At 70.7% G+C, this 13,254-nt stretch carries 13 protein-coding genes; 4 read left to right on the top strand and 9 right to left on the bottom strand.

Going from position 1 to position 13,254, the window contains the following annotated elements:
• Positions 1 to 4: 4 nt before the first annotated feature.
• Complete coding sequence (locus tag AB0K03_RS22630) at positions 5 to 829, top strand: SAM-dependent methyltransferase (protein WP_364687868.1); 825 nt, start codon at positions 5 to 7, stop codon at positions 827 to 829.
• Positions 830 to 866: 37 nt separating this feature from the next.
• Here AB0K03_RS22630 and AB0K03_RS22625 read toward each other — a convergent pair whose 3' ends face one another.
• The gene (locus tag AB0K03_RS22625) at positions 867 to 1,073 is read right to left on the bottom strand and encodes a DUF397 domain-containing protein (protein WP_364687866.1); all 207 of its coding nucleotides are present in this window, start codon (positions 1,071 to 1,073) and stop codon (positions 867 to 869) included.
• Positions 1,074 to 1,390: 317 nt separating this feature from the next.
• On the opposite strand from AB0K03_RS22625, the gene AB0K03_RS22620 reads away from it, so the two are divergent.
• On the top strand, positions 1,391 to 2,356 hold the full coding sequence (locus AB0K03_RS22620; protein WP_364687864.1) for a diguanylate cyclase domain-containing protein: 966 nt from the start codon (positions 1,391 to 1,393) through the stop codon (positions 2,354 to 2,356).
• A gap of 26 nt (positions 2,357 to 2,382) precedes the next feature.
• Here AB0K03_RS22620 and AB0K03_RS22615 read toward each other — a convergent pair whose 3' ends face one another.
• Together AB0K03_RS22615 and AB0K03_RS22610 are read right to left on the bottom strand one after the other, a co-directional pair.
• Positions 2,383 to 3,309 carry an NADP-dependent oxidoreductase gene (locus AB0K03_RS22615; protein ID WP_364687862.1) on the bottom strand — a complete coding sequence of 309 codons (927 nt, stop codon included), beginning with the start codon at positions 3,307 to 3,309 and terminating at the stop codon, positions 2,383 to 2,385.
• 158 nt (positions 3,310 to 3,467) lie between these two features.
• Positions 3,468 to 3,650 carry a DUF1508 domain-containing protein gene (locus AB0K03_RS22610; protein ID WP_364687860.1) on the bottom strand — a complete coding sequence of 61 codons (183 nt, stop codon included), beginning with the start codon at positions 3,648 to 3,650 and terminating at the stop codon, positions 3,468 to 3,470.
• 179 nt (positions 3,651 to 3,829) lie between these two features.
• Here AB0K03_RS22610 and AB0K03_RS22605 point away from each other — a divergent pair, with 179 nt between their 5' ends.
• Positions 3,830 to 5,341 carry a class I SAM-dependent methyltransferase gene (locus AB0K03_RS22605; RefSeq protein WP_364687858.1) on the top strand — a complete coding sequence of 504 codons (1,512 nt, stop codon included), beginning with the start codon at positions 3,830 to 3,832 and terminating at the stop codon, positions 5,339 to 5,341.
• Positions 5,342 to 5,389: 48 nt separating this feature from the next.
• Here AB0K03_RS22605 and AB0K03_RS22600 read toward each other — a convergent pair whose 3' ends face one another.
• The 4 genes from AB0K03_RS22600 to AB0K03_RS22585 are packed head-to-tail and all read right to left on the bottom strand — an operon-like array spanning position 5,390 to position 8,131.
• A complete protein-coding gene (locus AB0K03_RS22600; RefSeq protein WP_364687856.1) occupies positions 5,390 to 6,172 on the bottom strand; it encodes a hypothetical protein in 783 nt (260 codons plus the stop codon).
• Positions 6,173 to 6,232: 60 nt separating this feature from the next.
• Positions 6,233 to 6,745, bottom strand: coding sequence for a hypothetical protein (locus tag AB0K03_RS22595; RefSeq protein WP_364687854.1), 513 nt, complete (start codon positions 6,743 to 6,745; stop codon positions 6,233 to 6,235).
• Positions 6,746 to 6,752: 7 nt separating this feature from the next.
• On the bottom strand, positions 6,753 to 7,709 hold the full coding sequence (locus tag AB0K03_RS22590) for a hypothetical protein (RefSeq protein WP_364687852.1): 957 nt from the start codon (positions 7,707 to 7,709) through the stop codon (positions 6,753 to 6,755).
• Positions 7,706 to 8,131 carry a hypothetical protein gene (locus AB0K03_RS22585; RefSeq protein ID WP_364687850.1) on the bottom strand — a complete coding sequence of 142 codons (426 nt, stop codon included), beginning with the start codon at positions 8,129 to 8,131 and terminating at the stop codon, positions 7,706 to 7,708. The genes AB0K03_RS22590 and AB0K03_RS22585 overlap by 4 nt, the downstream gene beginning before the upstream one ends.
• A gap of 315 nt (positions 8,132 to 8,446) precedes the next feature.
• On the opposite strand from AB0K03_RS22585, the gene AB0K03_RS22580 reads away from it, so the two are divergent.
• Entirely contained in the window at positions 8,447 to 9,025 is a 579-nt protein-coding gene (locus AB0K03_RS22580) for a nuclear transport factor 2 family protein (RefSeq protein ID WP_364687848.1), read from the top strand.
• A 133-nt stretch (positions 9,026 to 9,158) separates the two neighbouring features.
• Here the strand turns inward: AB0K03_RS22580 and AB0K03_RS22575 are convergent, their stop codons facing one another.
• Positions 9,159 to 9,761: a TetR/AcrR family transcriptional regulator gene (locus tag AB0K03_RS22575; protein WP_364687846.1), complete on the bottom strand. Its 603-nt coding sequence runs from the start codon at positions 9,759 to 9,761 to the stop codon at positions 9,159 to 9,161.
• A gap of 158 nt (positions 9,762 to 9,919) precedes the next feature.
• Positions 9,920 to 13,192 (bottom strand): hypothetical protein, encoded by a 3,273-nt coding sequence (locus AB0K03_RS22570; RefSeq protein WP_364687844.1) that lies wholly within the window; start codon positions 13,190 to 13,192, stop codon positions 9,920 to 9,922.
• Between the last annotated feature and the right edge of the window lie 62 nt (positions 13,193 to 13,254).

Here is a 13,254-nt window from a genome sequence, read left to right as displayed (position 1 = left end):
CGACGTGACAAGCGCGGGCCGCGGCGCCCAGGATGCCCATCGGAAGCCCGTCACGGCTGCCCGGTTGTACGACTACTACCTGGGCGGGATCCACAACTTCCCGGCGGACCGCGAGGTGGCTAAGGCCCTCCTGGAGCGGACCCCGAGGCTGCGCACGATCGCCCGGGACAACCGGGCGTTCCTCGCCCGCGCCGTCCGCTACCTGACATCGGTCGGCGTGCACCAGTTTCTCGACATCGGCTCCGGCATCCCCACCGAGGGCAACGTCCACGAGATCGCGCAGGCGGAGGTCCCGGGCTCCCGGGTGGTCTACGTGGACATCGATCCCGACGCGGTGTCGGAGAGTCTGGAACTGCTCGAGGGCAATCAGTACGCCACCGCCATCCGCGCGAACGTACGGGAGCCGCAGGCCATCCTCGACCACCCGCAGGTACGCGATCTGCTCGACTTCGACCAGCCGATAGCCGTACTGATGGTCGCGGTGCTGCACTTCGTCGAAGACTCCGACGAGGTAGGTGACATAGTGGCCACGTTCCGCTCCGCGCTTGCGCCCGGCAGCCACCTCGTGGTCGCGCACGCGACGATCGACGAGCTGATCGTCGACGAGCGGCTCTGGGAGAAGACTCAGAAGGAGTACCGCCAGCAGACCACGACGCCGCTCGTTCCCCGCAAGAAGAGTGACGTGGCCCGGTTGTTCGACGGGTTCGAGATGGTCGAGCCTGGCCTCGTCTGGCTCAACGCCTGGCGGCCGGACCCGGGCATGGTCGACGAGTTCAAGGACAAGCCGGAGAAATCAAGCTTCTACGTCGGTGTGGGCCGCCTGCCTTGAGCTGACCGTCCACACAGCGAGGTCGAGGTCGCCGCGATCAGTCGGTCAGGAGCTGGTCGAACTCGCCGCGCTTGGCGCCGAACAGGAACGAGTCCCACTCCTCCAGCGTGAACACCACGGTGCCGGCCTCGCGTGCCTTGCTGTTGCGGACCTCGATGAGGCCGTCCCGGCGGCGGGCCTCGACGCAACTGCCGCCGTTGCCTGTCGACCTACTGGAAATGATCCAGCCGGTTTCGCTGCTCATCACTGCCCTCCCCCTAGAGCTGATCACTATGCGTAACCGACGTGCCACGAATCCTGTGGCCAGTGTGTCACTCAACGCCCGCTTTGAGTACACGATCAACGCGTAAATAGACGCGCGACTCTTTCATCACGCAAGAAGCGCGCACCTAGAGTAGCCGAAACCGGCCTCCGATGCATCATGTCATCGCGACAGTTGTCGGCGTGAAATCTTGCACGCACCTCGGCCGACTGCCATGATTCCTCTGTGGAGCTTGACGGGCCCTCCTCGTCGGCTCGACAGCCCCCGCTGGTCCGCCGCAGTTCTGAGAGGACGGCCCGATGCGGATCCTCGATCCTGCCGCCGCCGACACGGGCGGTGTCCTGCCGGACAACGCAGAGCTGCGGACCGAGGCCGAAACCGCCCGTCTCCAGGCTCGCATCGATCAGCTGGCGGCGCACGTCCAGCAACTCGAGCAGGAGCGCGCCTCGCTGCGATGGATGGCCGGCCACGACGAGCTCACCGGACTCGCCAACCGCCGCCTCTTCCACTCCCTCGCCCCCGAGCTGCTACACAGCGAGGACTGCTCGGCGGCCGTCCTGATCCTCGACCTCAACGGCTTCAAGCCGATCAACGACACGTACGGGCACGACGCCGGCGATGAGGTCCTCCGCGTCGTCGCGCGCCGCATGGCCGCCTGCCTCGACGGTCACCTGGTGGCCCGGTTCGGCGGTGACGAGTTCGCGGCGCTGCCGCGCGTCCCGCGCCCGGACGCCCCGGAGGTGTGCTGGCACCGGGTGGCCGACTCGCTGAGCGCGGCGATCGCGCCCCCGATCGACGTGCAGGGCCGCCCGCTGTCCGTCACCGCCTCGATCGGCGTCGTGCCGGCCGGGCCCTCCGCCGACCTTGTCCACCTGCTGCAACGCGCGGACCAGGCGATGTTCAGCGCCAAGCGGCACGCGAGCACCACCGACAAGACCGGTATCACCTGGGTGGTGGCCACCGCGAGCGGCGACCACACCGAGACGTACCGGCCGGCTGCCACGCCCGTGTCGCCGCCGGAGCCGACCGCCTCGGCACCCGCGGTGGCGTGCCGGCCGGGCGACCCGGTGTGGGTGCACCGGAACGGCACCCGTCGCGCGGGAGTGGTCGAGGGCGCCGGCGAATGGGCGGCGCTGGTCCGTTACCGATGCCCGAACGGCGCCGGCACGATGGTCGACACGATCCCCACGCACTGCCTCACGATCCGCGCGGAGGCCGATCCGCACCTGGACCGGACCTCCTGCGCGCCGACACGGTCGGGCTGACCCGGCGTCACGTGCTGCGCTTCCGCTCAGCCGACTGTCAGCACGATCTTTCCGCGCAGGCCGCCGGCCATGACCCGCCGGTGGGCGTCGGCCGCCTCGGTCAACGGCATCGTGGCCGCCACACGCGTGCGCAGCCGTCCCGCCGCCACCTGCCCCACCAGGCAGGCCAACAGGTCGTGGTCAAGCCGGATGAGTTGCAGCTCTTGGCGCACGCCACGTGCCGGAACAATGGGCGGGGTGGGCCGGGTGGTGACCACTACTCCCCTGTCCCCGACGGCAGCGGCGGCCGCCTCGCCGATGGGAACCGCGTCGAAGACCGCGGCCACCGGCCCCACCGTGGCCAGATCGGCGGAACGGGGAACCACCTCGTGAGCGCCGAGATCGTGCACCCATTGCTCATCCCCCTGGCCGGCCTGTGCCAGGACCCGGTAGCCGCCCTGAGCGGCGAGCTGGGTGGCGAAGCCGCCGACACCGCCGCCGGCCCCGGTGACGAGGATGCTGCTGCCGGCCGGAAGCATGGCCAACGACACCAGCGCCAGGCCCTGGTGTGCGGTCTGGGCGTTGAGCGGAACCGTGGCCGCTGACACGAAGTCGAGCCCGTCCGGCAACGGCACCACCCAGTCCGCGTCGGCGGCCACCAACTCGGCATAGCCACCGGGGGTGCCCCGGGTCGAATACCACGGAATCATCCCGACGACCCGGTCACCCACCCGGAAGTCCGCCGTATCGGGACCGACCGACACGACCTCACCGGCGATGTCCCACCCGGGCGAGAACGGCGGCGGCACCGGCCCGAGAGGGATGTCTCCGGTCGTTGCGGCGATGTCAGCCGGGTGCACACAGACCGCGCGGGTCCGGACGACCACCTGCCCGGGACCCGCCTCGGGGTCGGGCAGTTCAGTCACTTGCAGCACCTCAGGACCGCCGAGCGCGGTCGCGACGACTCCCAGCACGCGTCCACTCTAGACTCCGCCACCGAGCCGGCACGATGCCCACCCGTGAGCTCCTCACGAAGGAGCCGGTCGATCGACTCGGATGGCGAGTACACCCCTTGGGCATGCCCGGACCGGAATTCCGGCCGCCCCGCCGGACGGAGCGGCCGGCGTACGGGTCAGGCGTCGGTCTCGGCGATCTCTGCCCCGGCGGCCGCCCGCTGCACGGCGGCACAGCCGTCCTTGGCCCCGGCCTTGCTGTCGTACGCCTCCCCGGTGGCGACCACCTGCCCGTTGGAGGCCTTGAGCCGGAACCGGAACTTGCCGGACTTGTCGGGGTAAACCTCAAACTTGCCTGCCACAGTCGCCTCACCTTCGACCTCGGGACCGCCGTGCGGTCACTTCGCGGGACGCTCCCGCGATTGACCACCCGTTACCCAGACGGCTTGAGCATGACACCCAAGATCGAAGTTCTGCGCGCGCGGCATCGAGACGGCTGGGGCGCCCGTCACCCGGTCGGCGTCCGGCTATGATCACCCCGGTGGCGCCATTCGTTCTCTTCCCCGGCCGGCATCATCTGCTGACCCGCTTCCAGGCCGATTATCTGCTGCGGCTCGCCGCGGACGGCTCGACGATCGTCTGGGCGGTCACCTCGGCCAACCATGAGAACACGAAGCGCAACCCGGTCCCGTACCACCGCCGGGAGGCCGCCATCGAACGATTCAGCGCGCTCACCGGGCTGCGCTCGATCGTCGTCCCCATCTTCGACACCGCGCCCACCGACGCCTTCGCCGAGGTGACTCTCAAGACCATCGCGGTGGCCACCGGCCTCGACCTCACCCCCGCGAACACCCTGGTGGCCTGCTCGACCCCGCAGGTGGCCAAGCTGTACGAGCGGCTCGGCTTCCCGATCGCCTGGGCCGAGGCCGACCCCGCACTGCCCACCGCGCCGGAGCGGCCGTGGGACGTGCTGCTGCGGCTGAGTCAGGGCGATGACACGTGGCGCGACCTGGCCCACCCGGCGACGATCGATGTCTTCGCGCGGTACCGCCTCGTCGACACGGTGCGTACCGTCATCAACGACCCGATCATCGGGGACGAGGGCGGCCTCACCACCACCCGCGACTACCGTACGTACGTCGAGGCGTTCACAGTCGCCGCCGAGCGCAAGTGGGCGGCGGTCCGGCAGTATGTGCAGCCCGGCCGCATCGTCGACATCGGCTGCGGCGCCGGCTCGGTGCTCGAGCTCGCCGACCGTGAGCCCGGCCTGCACGAGAGCGACCTGATCGGCGTGGAGCTCGCCCGGCACCTCTACCAGGAATGCCTGCACAAGAAGGACCAGGGCGTCTTCCGCAACGCGAACGTCTACTTCTATCAGCGCAACGTGCTGGGCGGGGCGATCTTCGCCGACCGCTCGGTCGACACCACCCTCACGTTCGCGCTGACCCACGAGATCTGGTCGTACGGGCGACGCCGCGACTCACTGCTGCAGTTCGCCCGCCGCATCCACGACCACACCGTCCCCGGCGGCGTCTGGATCAACAGTGACGTCTGCGGCCCCGACGAGCCGCACCGCCCCGTCCTGCTGCGTCTCACCCGCGACGACGGCGACAACCCCGCGAAGCCCCGCACCGACCTGGCCGACCTGCCACCGTCCGAGGTCAAGACGTACGTGGAGAGCCTGTCCACCCGCGCGCGCCTCGACCAGTTCGCCGTCGACTTCGCGTTCCCGTTCGGCTACGAGCCGGTCGGCGACGACACCGTGCGCCTCGACCAGGCCTCGGCCATGGATTACCTGACCCGCAAGGATTACGTCGACAACTGGCTCTCGGAGACCCGGGAGCAGTTCTGCGGCCTCAGCTTCGCCGACTGGACGGACCTGCTGACCGAGGCCGGTTTCGAGATCGACCCGCACTCGGCCCCGGTGCGCAACGACTGGGTGATCGACAACCGCATCGCCCCGGTCGCCACGATGACCGGACTCGACGGCACCCCGCTCGACTGGCCCACCACCCACCTGCTGGTGGTGGCCCGGCGTCCCCGCAACGGCTGACCCGGGAGCCGTAACGCGGACACCGACGCGACGTGCCGAAGAGCGCACTCAGTTGATCGGTGCGTCGGAGCCGCTCGGTGCCGGGCGGGGCGCGAGGTCGCAGAGGGATGCCACCTCGGTCTCGGGCAGCTCGGCCTGCTCCGGAATGCTTCGCTGAGCGGTGGTGAACGTGTTGCTGTAACGGTTCTCGGAGGTGTCGCAGCCCGACTCCTCGGGCTCGTCGGACACTCCCCCGCCGATGATCTTCCCCGCGGCGTCGCGCAGGACGTAGGACGAGCCGCGCGAAATCAGGTCGGTGCAGTTGGCCGAGCGGGCGTCGTAGGTGATGGCGCCGGTTCCGTCGGCGTTGCGGGTGGTCTTGTCCGGCACCAGCGTGGTGGTCACGGGGGCGAGGCCGTCGTTGCCGTCGCCGGCCGGCAGCCACTGGGTCACCACCGGCCTGACCGACACGGTGCCGACCTCGGCGAGGCGGGTGACGCCCAGCGAATCACCGACCGGGATCCTCGCGCCCGGCAGGATGATCGGCACCTCGAAGACCTGGAACCTGCGGAAGACGTCGCTCACGACACTACGGCCGTCGGGCCCGAGGACGTCGACGGTGACCCGGGTACGGTACGCGACGCGGTCGCTCGGGTTCTCCAGCACCGCGCCGACCGTGACCGTCGAGCCGGCCGGCGATCCGACCCTGGTGAAGCCCTGCTCAGTGACGCGGACCGTACCCGTGTCGTTGACCGGCGCCGACGACGGCGGGGTGACCAGCCGGCACTGCGCCGCGGGAGATCCGTCGTCGTCGCGGACCAGGAACACGACGACGACTGCCAGTACGACCACGACCCCCGCCGCGGCGGCCGGCCAACCCTTGCCTCGCACTGGTCGGGTCCCCTTCGCTCGTTACCGGTCGTAGCCGTGGTACTTGTTCGACAGCTCGGCGATCTTCGCGAACTGGTCGTTGATCAGCTCACCGGCCGCCTGCGCCGCCGCTTCGGCGAACTCCTGCTCCGACAGTGCCCGTACCGTACCGGGGGTGATGTGGACGTCCCACTGCCGCATCCCGACCGCTTTGACGGCTATTCGGCCGTCCGCCGAACAGCCGCACGCCACCAGCTCGTCGCGCTCCTCGCGCCAGTCGAGGTCGCGGGCGCTGACCGGGGTGTCCTCACCGGTGACGGTTTCGCCCGCGACGTCGCTGAACGTACGCCAGTATTCGCGGGTACGCGCAACCCAGAGCAGCTGCGCCAGCGTGGCGAGCCGGCGTTCGAGGTCGCTGTCGTCGCACAGGTCGTACCAGCCCTGCAGGAATGTCAGCGTCAGTTTGCTGCGGTCGTACAGTTCCGCGGAAATGGCGCCGTCCGGGGTGGAGGCCCGGACCCGCATGCTGTCGACCCGGTCGGCGAGCTCGCCCATCAGATTCTCACTCCGCCGTGCCGAGGCCGTTGGGACCGTTGCCGGTGACGGTCGCGGCGGTGGCGTCGGCCAGCGCGGGCCGATTCGACAGGAACTTCTCCCGGCTGCCGGTCAGCACGGAATGGGAGGAGGCCATCGCGTCGGCGATCACGCGTTCTTTGTCGGTGATGTCCTTCGCGAGCTCTTCCAGGCCTTTGCGGATCTGCTCGACGATCGCCATCGCATTCTTGCCGTTGAACCGTACGGGCTTCGGATCCTCCATCGGAATCGACGCCGCCGACGACGCGACCTCGCCGACCACGGTCAGGGTGACCGCCAGCGACGTACCGAAGCTCGGCACCGCCGCGGCCACCGCGAAGATCGACCCGACGACGGTGAGCAGGCACGCCGTTTCCTTCGGGTTGCAGTCGAGCATGGCGTCCAGCGACTGCTGAGCGGCGTGGGCGAGCTGGTCGACGCTCTCCCGGGCGGCCTTCCACAAGCCGCGCTCCGCCTCCAGGCCACCCTTGAGGGTCAGCGCCATCGCGTACTGGTTGGCCGTGACACCCTTGAACCGGTCGAGGTAGTTGTTCCGGAATGCCGTCGCCGCCGGCCCACGCCAGTCCGCGACCAGCGTGCCGACCCGGTCCATTCCGCCGAGATCCTGATTGACGGTCACGCCGACGTTGTTCACCACATCCGGGGCCGTGCCGTTGTTGAGCTTCGACGCTGCTCGGGTGAGGTTGGAGATCGCCGGCTCGAATCCGGCCGGGTCCGGCATGTTCAGGAACGGCGCGAACATCTCCGCCACGCCGGCGAAACGGCCGGCCGTCGTGTCGACCACGGTCTGCATCTGCTCGTCGGTGATGCCCACGCCGCCGTACCACTTGCCGTGGCTCTTCTGGAAACCCCGCTGCTTGAGATCCATCTCGATGGCGGAGATCTCCAGCTTCGCGGCGTGATCCGCGAGTTGCTCGTAACTCACTGCGGCACACCGTCCTCGGTGTGGGCCGCCTCCACCGCGGGCTTGAGCTCCTCGAACTTCTTCGCCGCCACGGAGTCCGTGCTCGCGTACTCGTCGGCCGCGAGGACCATCGCGTCGCCGGTCAGATCCAGGTTCTCAGCCGTCGTCCGCAGAACCTCGAAGAAGTCGTCGCGCAGGCTCTCCCAGGCCGGCTTCGCCGGACCGTACGGACCGCCGAGCTTGCCGTCGCGATACCAGTTGTAGCCGCTGTTGTCGGCCAGCAGCAGCGCCCCCGCGGCTTCACGGATCTGCGAGGCCACCGGCTTGAGCTCGTACTGGCCGGCCTCCCACAGATCCACCAGGTCAGCACCCAGCTCGTCCCCGCTGTGCGGCATCGTGACCTCCCCCGTCACCAGCGCATCGACGCCCGTCGCAGGCGACACGATACCGCAGCCCGGCGAAATGCCGAGCTCAGCTCATCGAGGCGCAGTTCGCCCTGGCCGACGCGCACGCCGCGCACGCCGCGGCGGAGACCGGCTCTCGCCGCCGCAAGATCGCGCTGACCGTCTGATCTCGCTGAGCCCGGGCCGCTCGCAGGTCGCAGCACGAACGGGGCGGCCCGCTGGACGCCTTCTTGACAGGACGTCCCTTGACGCCACCGTCCGGCTCTGCGAATCTAACGACGTTAGAAAATCTAACGCCGTTAGAAATGTGCGGCTTCCGGCGACGCCGCACCCCCTCAGGACAAGGAGACTCTTGTGCGTACTCGTACCCTCATCCCCGGCCTCGCCGCTGCGGTGGCCGCAGCGGCTCTCATCGGCGGCACCATCGTTGCCGGGTCCACGGACTCCTCCGCGGCATCGCCGCGGGAACTGGTCGCGCAGGCCGCGACCCAGCAGGCCGTCGAGCATGCGCACGGGGGCGGGAAGAGCGATCAGGTGCCGGCGATCGGGCGGCGCTGGGCCGCCGCGTGGATGACGACCGACACCCGCGATCTCGCTCGTCTGTACACCAAGGACGCCGTCTACACCGACCGAGCCCTCGACATGGTGTTCCGCGGCCGCCAGGGGGTCGCGGAGTGGGAAACCGGGTCCCATCAGCTCATCGAGGACTTCGGGTTCGAGGTGACGGGCGGGTTCGGCGGAAGGGACGGGGTGGTGGTCGAGGGGGTGTTCAGCGGCCACATCGTCGGTGCGCCCCACCCGTTCTCGGTTCCGGCCGTGACCGTGCTGCGGCTGCGCGGCGACCTGATCCGGTCGAGCGACGACTACTACAACCGGGGTGAGATCTTGAGCGATTCGGGGCTGCCCGCGGACTGGACCCCGACCGGCAACTGATGCCGTCCGCCGCGCCCGCGCCCCGCGACCGCGACCACATCAGATAGGCCGGCTGACAGTTTCGGCCCGGTTCCGCAGAGGCGGATCCGGGCCGAAGCCGTTGCAGTGCGCCCGATGGGGACGACGCTCGTGGCTACGGGTTTCCCGGTACGTCGCTCCGCCAGCCGCGAAGGAGCGTACGCAGCGCCTGCTGGGCGAGCCGTCGCGCGCGTTCGTTGCCGACAGTGCCGAGGTGGCCGAGCGAGGCTATGCCGTACAGCGTGCCCCAGATGATGTCGCAGGCCTCGTCGAAGTCGGCCAGAACCACGTCGTGGGTGTCCGCCCACGCGGTGAGCATGTCTTTCAAGAGGTCGATGGCGGGGGCCGCGGCGCGCCGGCGTTCGTCCGCGTCGACGGCATCGCCGTTCATGACCTGATACAGGTGCGGGTGTTCGCCGGCGAACCGGACGTACTCGGAGGCGACCCGCATCATGCGCTGGTCGATGCCGGGCTCCTCGGCGGCCTGCTGAAGCTCGGCCATCATCAGGCGATGGCCGTGGACGACCAGCTCCAGCACGAGCGCTTCCTTGTTGGCGAAGTGCTGATAGACGACGGGCGCGGAGTATTCGACATCGGTGGCGATACGCCGGACCGTCAGCGCCGCGACGCCCTCGTTCTCCAGGACGTGCAGCGCGGCGTCGATGATCCGTTCGCGGGTGTTCGCGCGTTCGCGGGCGCGTCTGGTGCCGGTCGGCACAGGTGTCACCTCGCTTCGAGCGCGTCCTCGGGAGACGAGCCGCCGGCATCGGCGGTTCTGTCACGGCACAGTCACCTTAACAACGTTAGGAACGCGCGGTGGATGACGCATCACCGCACCGCGCGTGCCGCCTGGGCGGCCGATCCGATCGGCGGCGCTCAGCTCATGTCGATGGCGTACGCCTCCTCGCGTACGTCCGCGTCCGGGTGCCGGCGCAGCCCGATCAGCAGGTCCTGCCACGGTGTTCCCCAACCGAAGCCGGCTCCGTGCCGTACCAGTGCCACCGCGAACAGCCCACCGGCGAGGTCGCCGCGGCCGGCCATCCGCGCGACGGTGTTCGCGAGGACCGCCGGGTCGGGCCACTGACGCAGGCCCCGCAGCCGCGCGCCGACGCGTCCGGCGGTACGCACCGCCAGGACGGGCCGCCCCGCGCACAGGTCGGCGACCTCGTCCAGATCGTCCAGGCGGCCGAGGTCGATCAGCAATCCTGCGGCCGTACCGGCGAAAGCCGGGTGCCCGGCGAGCCATCGCGCCGATTCGACCAGCATGGTCCGGTCGGCGTCGTCCGCCCGGCTCGCCGACCGGACAGCCGCACCGCTCGCCAGGAGAAGGATCCGGCGTCGCGCCGGGCGGTCCGAGGCCGGGTCACCGGGATGGGTGTCGGCCGCGTCGCGGTCCACGAGCCGGGTCAGCGCGGGCAGGAGTGCCGCGTCGCCGCCGGCCTTGAGCAGGTTGGCGATCTCGATCTGTGCCATGGTCTCGCCGAGGTCGGTGAGCCGGTCCACGACCAGGTCCGTCACTCCCGTCAGCCACGGCGACCATTCGCCGAGCTGTCCGAACGCGGCACGCCGGACCTCCCGGTCGGCGGCGTGGCAGGCGGCGACGACCAGGGCGCCGTAGCGGCTGCGATGCCGCTCCGGGATGGTGTGCGGAAGCGCGCTCAGAACTGCACGGCGTTCCTCTCGGCTGCCGGCGAGGGCGGCATCGAGGATGCTCCAGCTCGCGTCGGCTTGCAGCCGCTGCCGCGCGGCGGCGACGATCGCCGCGCGCAGGTCGCGGTGCGCGGCCGGATTCAGGTACGCCTCGAGCAGCGTCGCCATCACCCGCGGCGGCCCGTGACGAGCCAGCAGCCGGGCCGCTTCCTTCCGGCTGGTGATCTTCACGGGGCCGGTCAGCACCGCGCCGAGCACATCGGGCAACCGGGACGGCTGCGTGTACCGGGCAGCCCGGCCGGCCGCGTACAGCGCCACCCGGGCCCGGTCGCCGTCGGCGTACCGCAGCAGCACGGACAGGGCCTGGTCGGGTCGATCAGTCCAGACCAGTGCTCCCAGCGCCGCCTCCACGATCGGCACCTCAGCGGCGTCGAGACAACGCAGTACCAGGTCGCGGCCCGCACCGGGGACGTGGGCCGCAGCCCAGATCGCTGCCGCGCGCTGCCACACCGGCTGCCCGGGGTCGGCGACGACGACCTGCTGCAGCTCCACGAAGCGGGCCTGCTGACGCGGCAGCCAGCGCTCGGGGTGCAGGGCCCGGCCGGGCACCCAGCGCTTCCCCGGCTCCACGAACCGGCCGTGTGGGCGGCCACTCAGCACCCCGTCCAACAGATCGGTGCGGGAGGCGCAGACGGTCGCCCATACCGCGTGGACGGCCACCGCGGTCGGGTCTGTCGCGAGCACCTCGGCGACTCGCTGCGAGCGGGTCCGCGGATCGTCGAGCCACAGCCCGATCGCCGTACGGGCCACCGACGGCAGCGTGCGCGGGCCGATCGCCCGCCGCAGCAGCTCCTGCAACGGCGGCAGCCGCCAGGCGCGCTTGCCGAGAGCGTGAGTCAGCGCGAACAGCGGGCCGTACCGGCCACGGGCGACGGCCGCCTCGACCCAGCCACTCAGCCGCTCGAAGACCATCGCCTCCTGTCCGCGACGCAGGACCGTGTCGAAGCGGCGCAGCACCGGTGCGTGCGAACCGCTGCTCGTCAGGTCGATGGTGAGCAGCGCCCATTCGCACAGCTGCGGCACCCCGACATGGTGCTGCAGGACGTCGGCGGCGAGTGTGCTCAACGCTGCCGTGCCGGCGGCGGACGTGTCACGGGCGTCGACCGCGTCGGTGGTCAGCCGGGTGAGCCCGGCTGCCATGTCCGCGGTGAGCAGCGGCGCCACCTTGGCCAGCGCGGTCAGCGCGGATGTGCGTACCGGGTCCTGTTCGTTGCGCAGCCGGCCGAGCCGGACGATCACGTCGGCCACCGCCCGCGGGTCACGGGACCGGCGAGCAGCGTCGACCAGCAGCGCGTACCCGGACGCCCGTTCGTCGGCGTCACCCGAACGCAGCGCGGCCTCCAGCACCACGGATGCGTCCGGCCACGCCAGGTACGCACTCCACGCGAGCACCTGGGCCTCCCGCTCCTGAGTCTTCGCCAGGCCCAGCACCCGGGTCGCCTCGCGGATCCGGACCGCGGCCGGCAGCACCTCCATGATCTCGGCAGCCGGTATCAGCGAGCCCGTGTCGACCTCGGCCATCGCCCGGTCGTACAGCTCTCCGCGCCGGGCAGGCGCGACAGCGCGAAGCAGCGCGGCGAGCGCACGGCTGTGCTCACGGAGTCGGGCGGCGAGCGGCGCCAGCTCGTCGGTGGACAGCGTCACGAGGCGGCGCAGCAGGGCCGGCGGCAGCGCCGTCCGCCCCAGCCAGGCCGCACGGCCGGGTGCGGTCAACAGGTCCGCAACGCGTCCGGCGTCATGCGAGGCGAGCAGTCCGTACGCGGCAAGGGGCCCTGGCAGCGACTCCTGCGGCGCATACCGTTCAAGCAGATCGAGCGCCCGCGCGGGGTCACACCGCAGCACCGCACCGGCGGCTTCACCCCAGATCCGCCCGCGCAGCTCGGCCGGGCTCACGGCCAGCCGCTCCTCGACCCGGTCCAGCAGCGGGCCAGGATGCCACCGGACGAGCCGCTCAAGGTTCAGCGCATGCTCCAGGTCGGGCAGCGACACGCGTACGGTGTCCTCGCCGCAGGCGGGCAGCAGTGCCGCGGCCTCCTCATCGCCGAACTCGGCGTGAACGACCGCGATCAAGGCGTCGGCGACGTCCGGCGCATGCCGCCGGCGCAACGCCCGATACACCCGCCGCCGCTCCGTCACCGGCCGATCGACATGATCTCCGTCCGCAATTCCCGCCCGCACCGCCGCGGTGAGCGCGGTCATCCTGATCGACGGCTGCGGATCACGTGTCGCGGCGGCGATGCCGTCGCCGTCCTGCGCGACGACAGCGGCGACCAGAGCGAGATGACGCTCGTAGGGGCCCCGCGAACGCAGGTCGGCGCAGACCGCGGCACGGTCGGACGCGGTACGCGCCCACCCCGCGAGCCGGGCCATCCGACGGCGGTACGACAGCGGATCCAGCGACGTCAAGAGGGCACGGGTAGCAGTGAGCACGGCGTACATTGTGCCCGCGAACCGGCCTGAGCAAGATCGATTATCGCCTCGCCGGGCGCCACGGCCGGCCT

Origin of the sequence: Actinoplanes sp. NPDC049316 (assembly GCF_040677315.1) — a bacterium.
Taxonomy (GTDB): Bacteria; Actinomycetota; Actinomycetes; order Mycobacteriales; family Micromonosporaceae; genus Actinoplanes.
The sequence above is the reverse complement of the archived record's forward strand: the minus strand, read 5'-3'. Positions and strand labels throughout refer to the sequence as shown.

Coding starts and splice junctions, on each gene's coding strand:
- AB0K03_RS22595 (WP_364687854.1), bottom strand. CDS start 6,745: ATGGGCGAGCTCGCCGACCGGGTCGACAGCATGCGGGTCCGGGCCTCC.
- AB0K03_RS22625 (WP_364687866.1), bottom strand. CDS start 1,073: ATGAGCAGCGAAACCGGCTGGATCATTTCCAGTAGGTCGACAGGCAAC.
- AB0K03_RS22620 (WP_364687864.1), top strand. CDS start 1,391: ATGCGGATCCTCGATCCTGCCGCCGCCGACACGGGCGGTGTCCTGCCG.
- AB0K03_RS22570 (WP_364687844.1), bottom strand. CDS start 13,192: ATGTACGCCGTGCTCACTGCTACCCGTGCCCTCTTGACGTCGCTGGAT.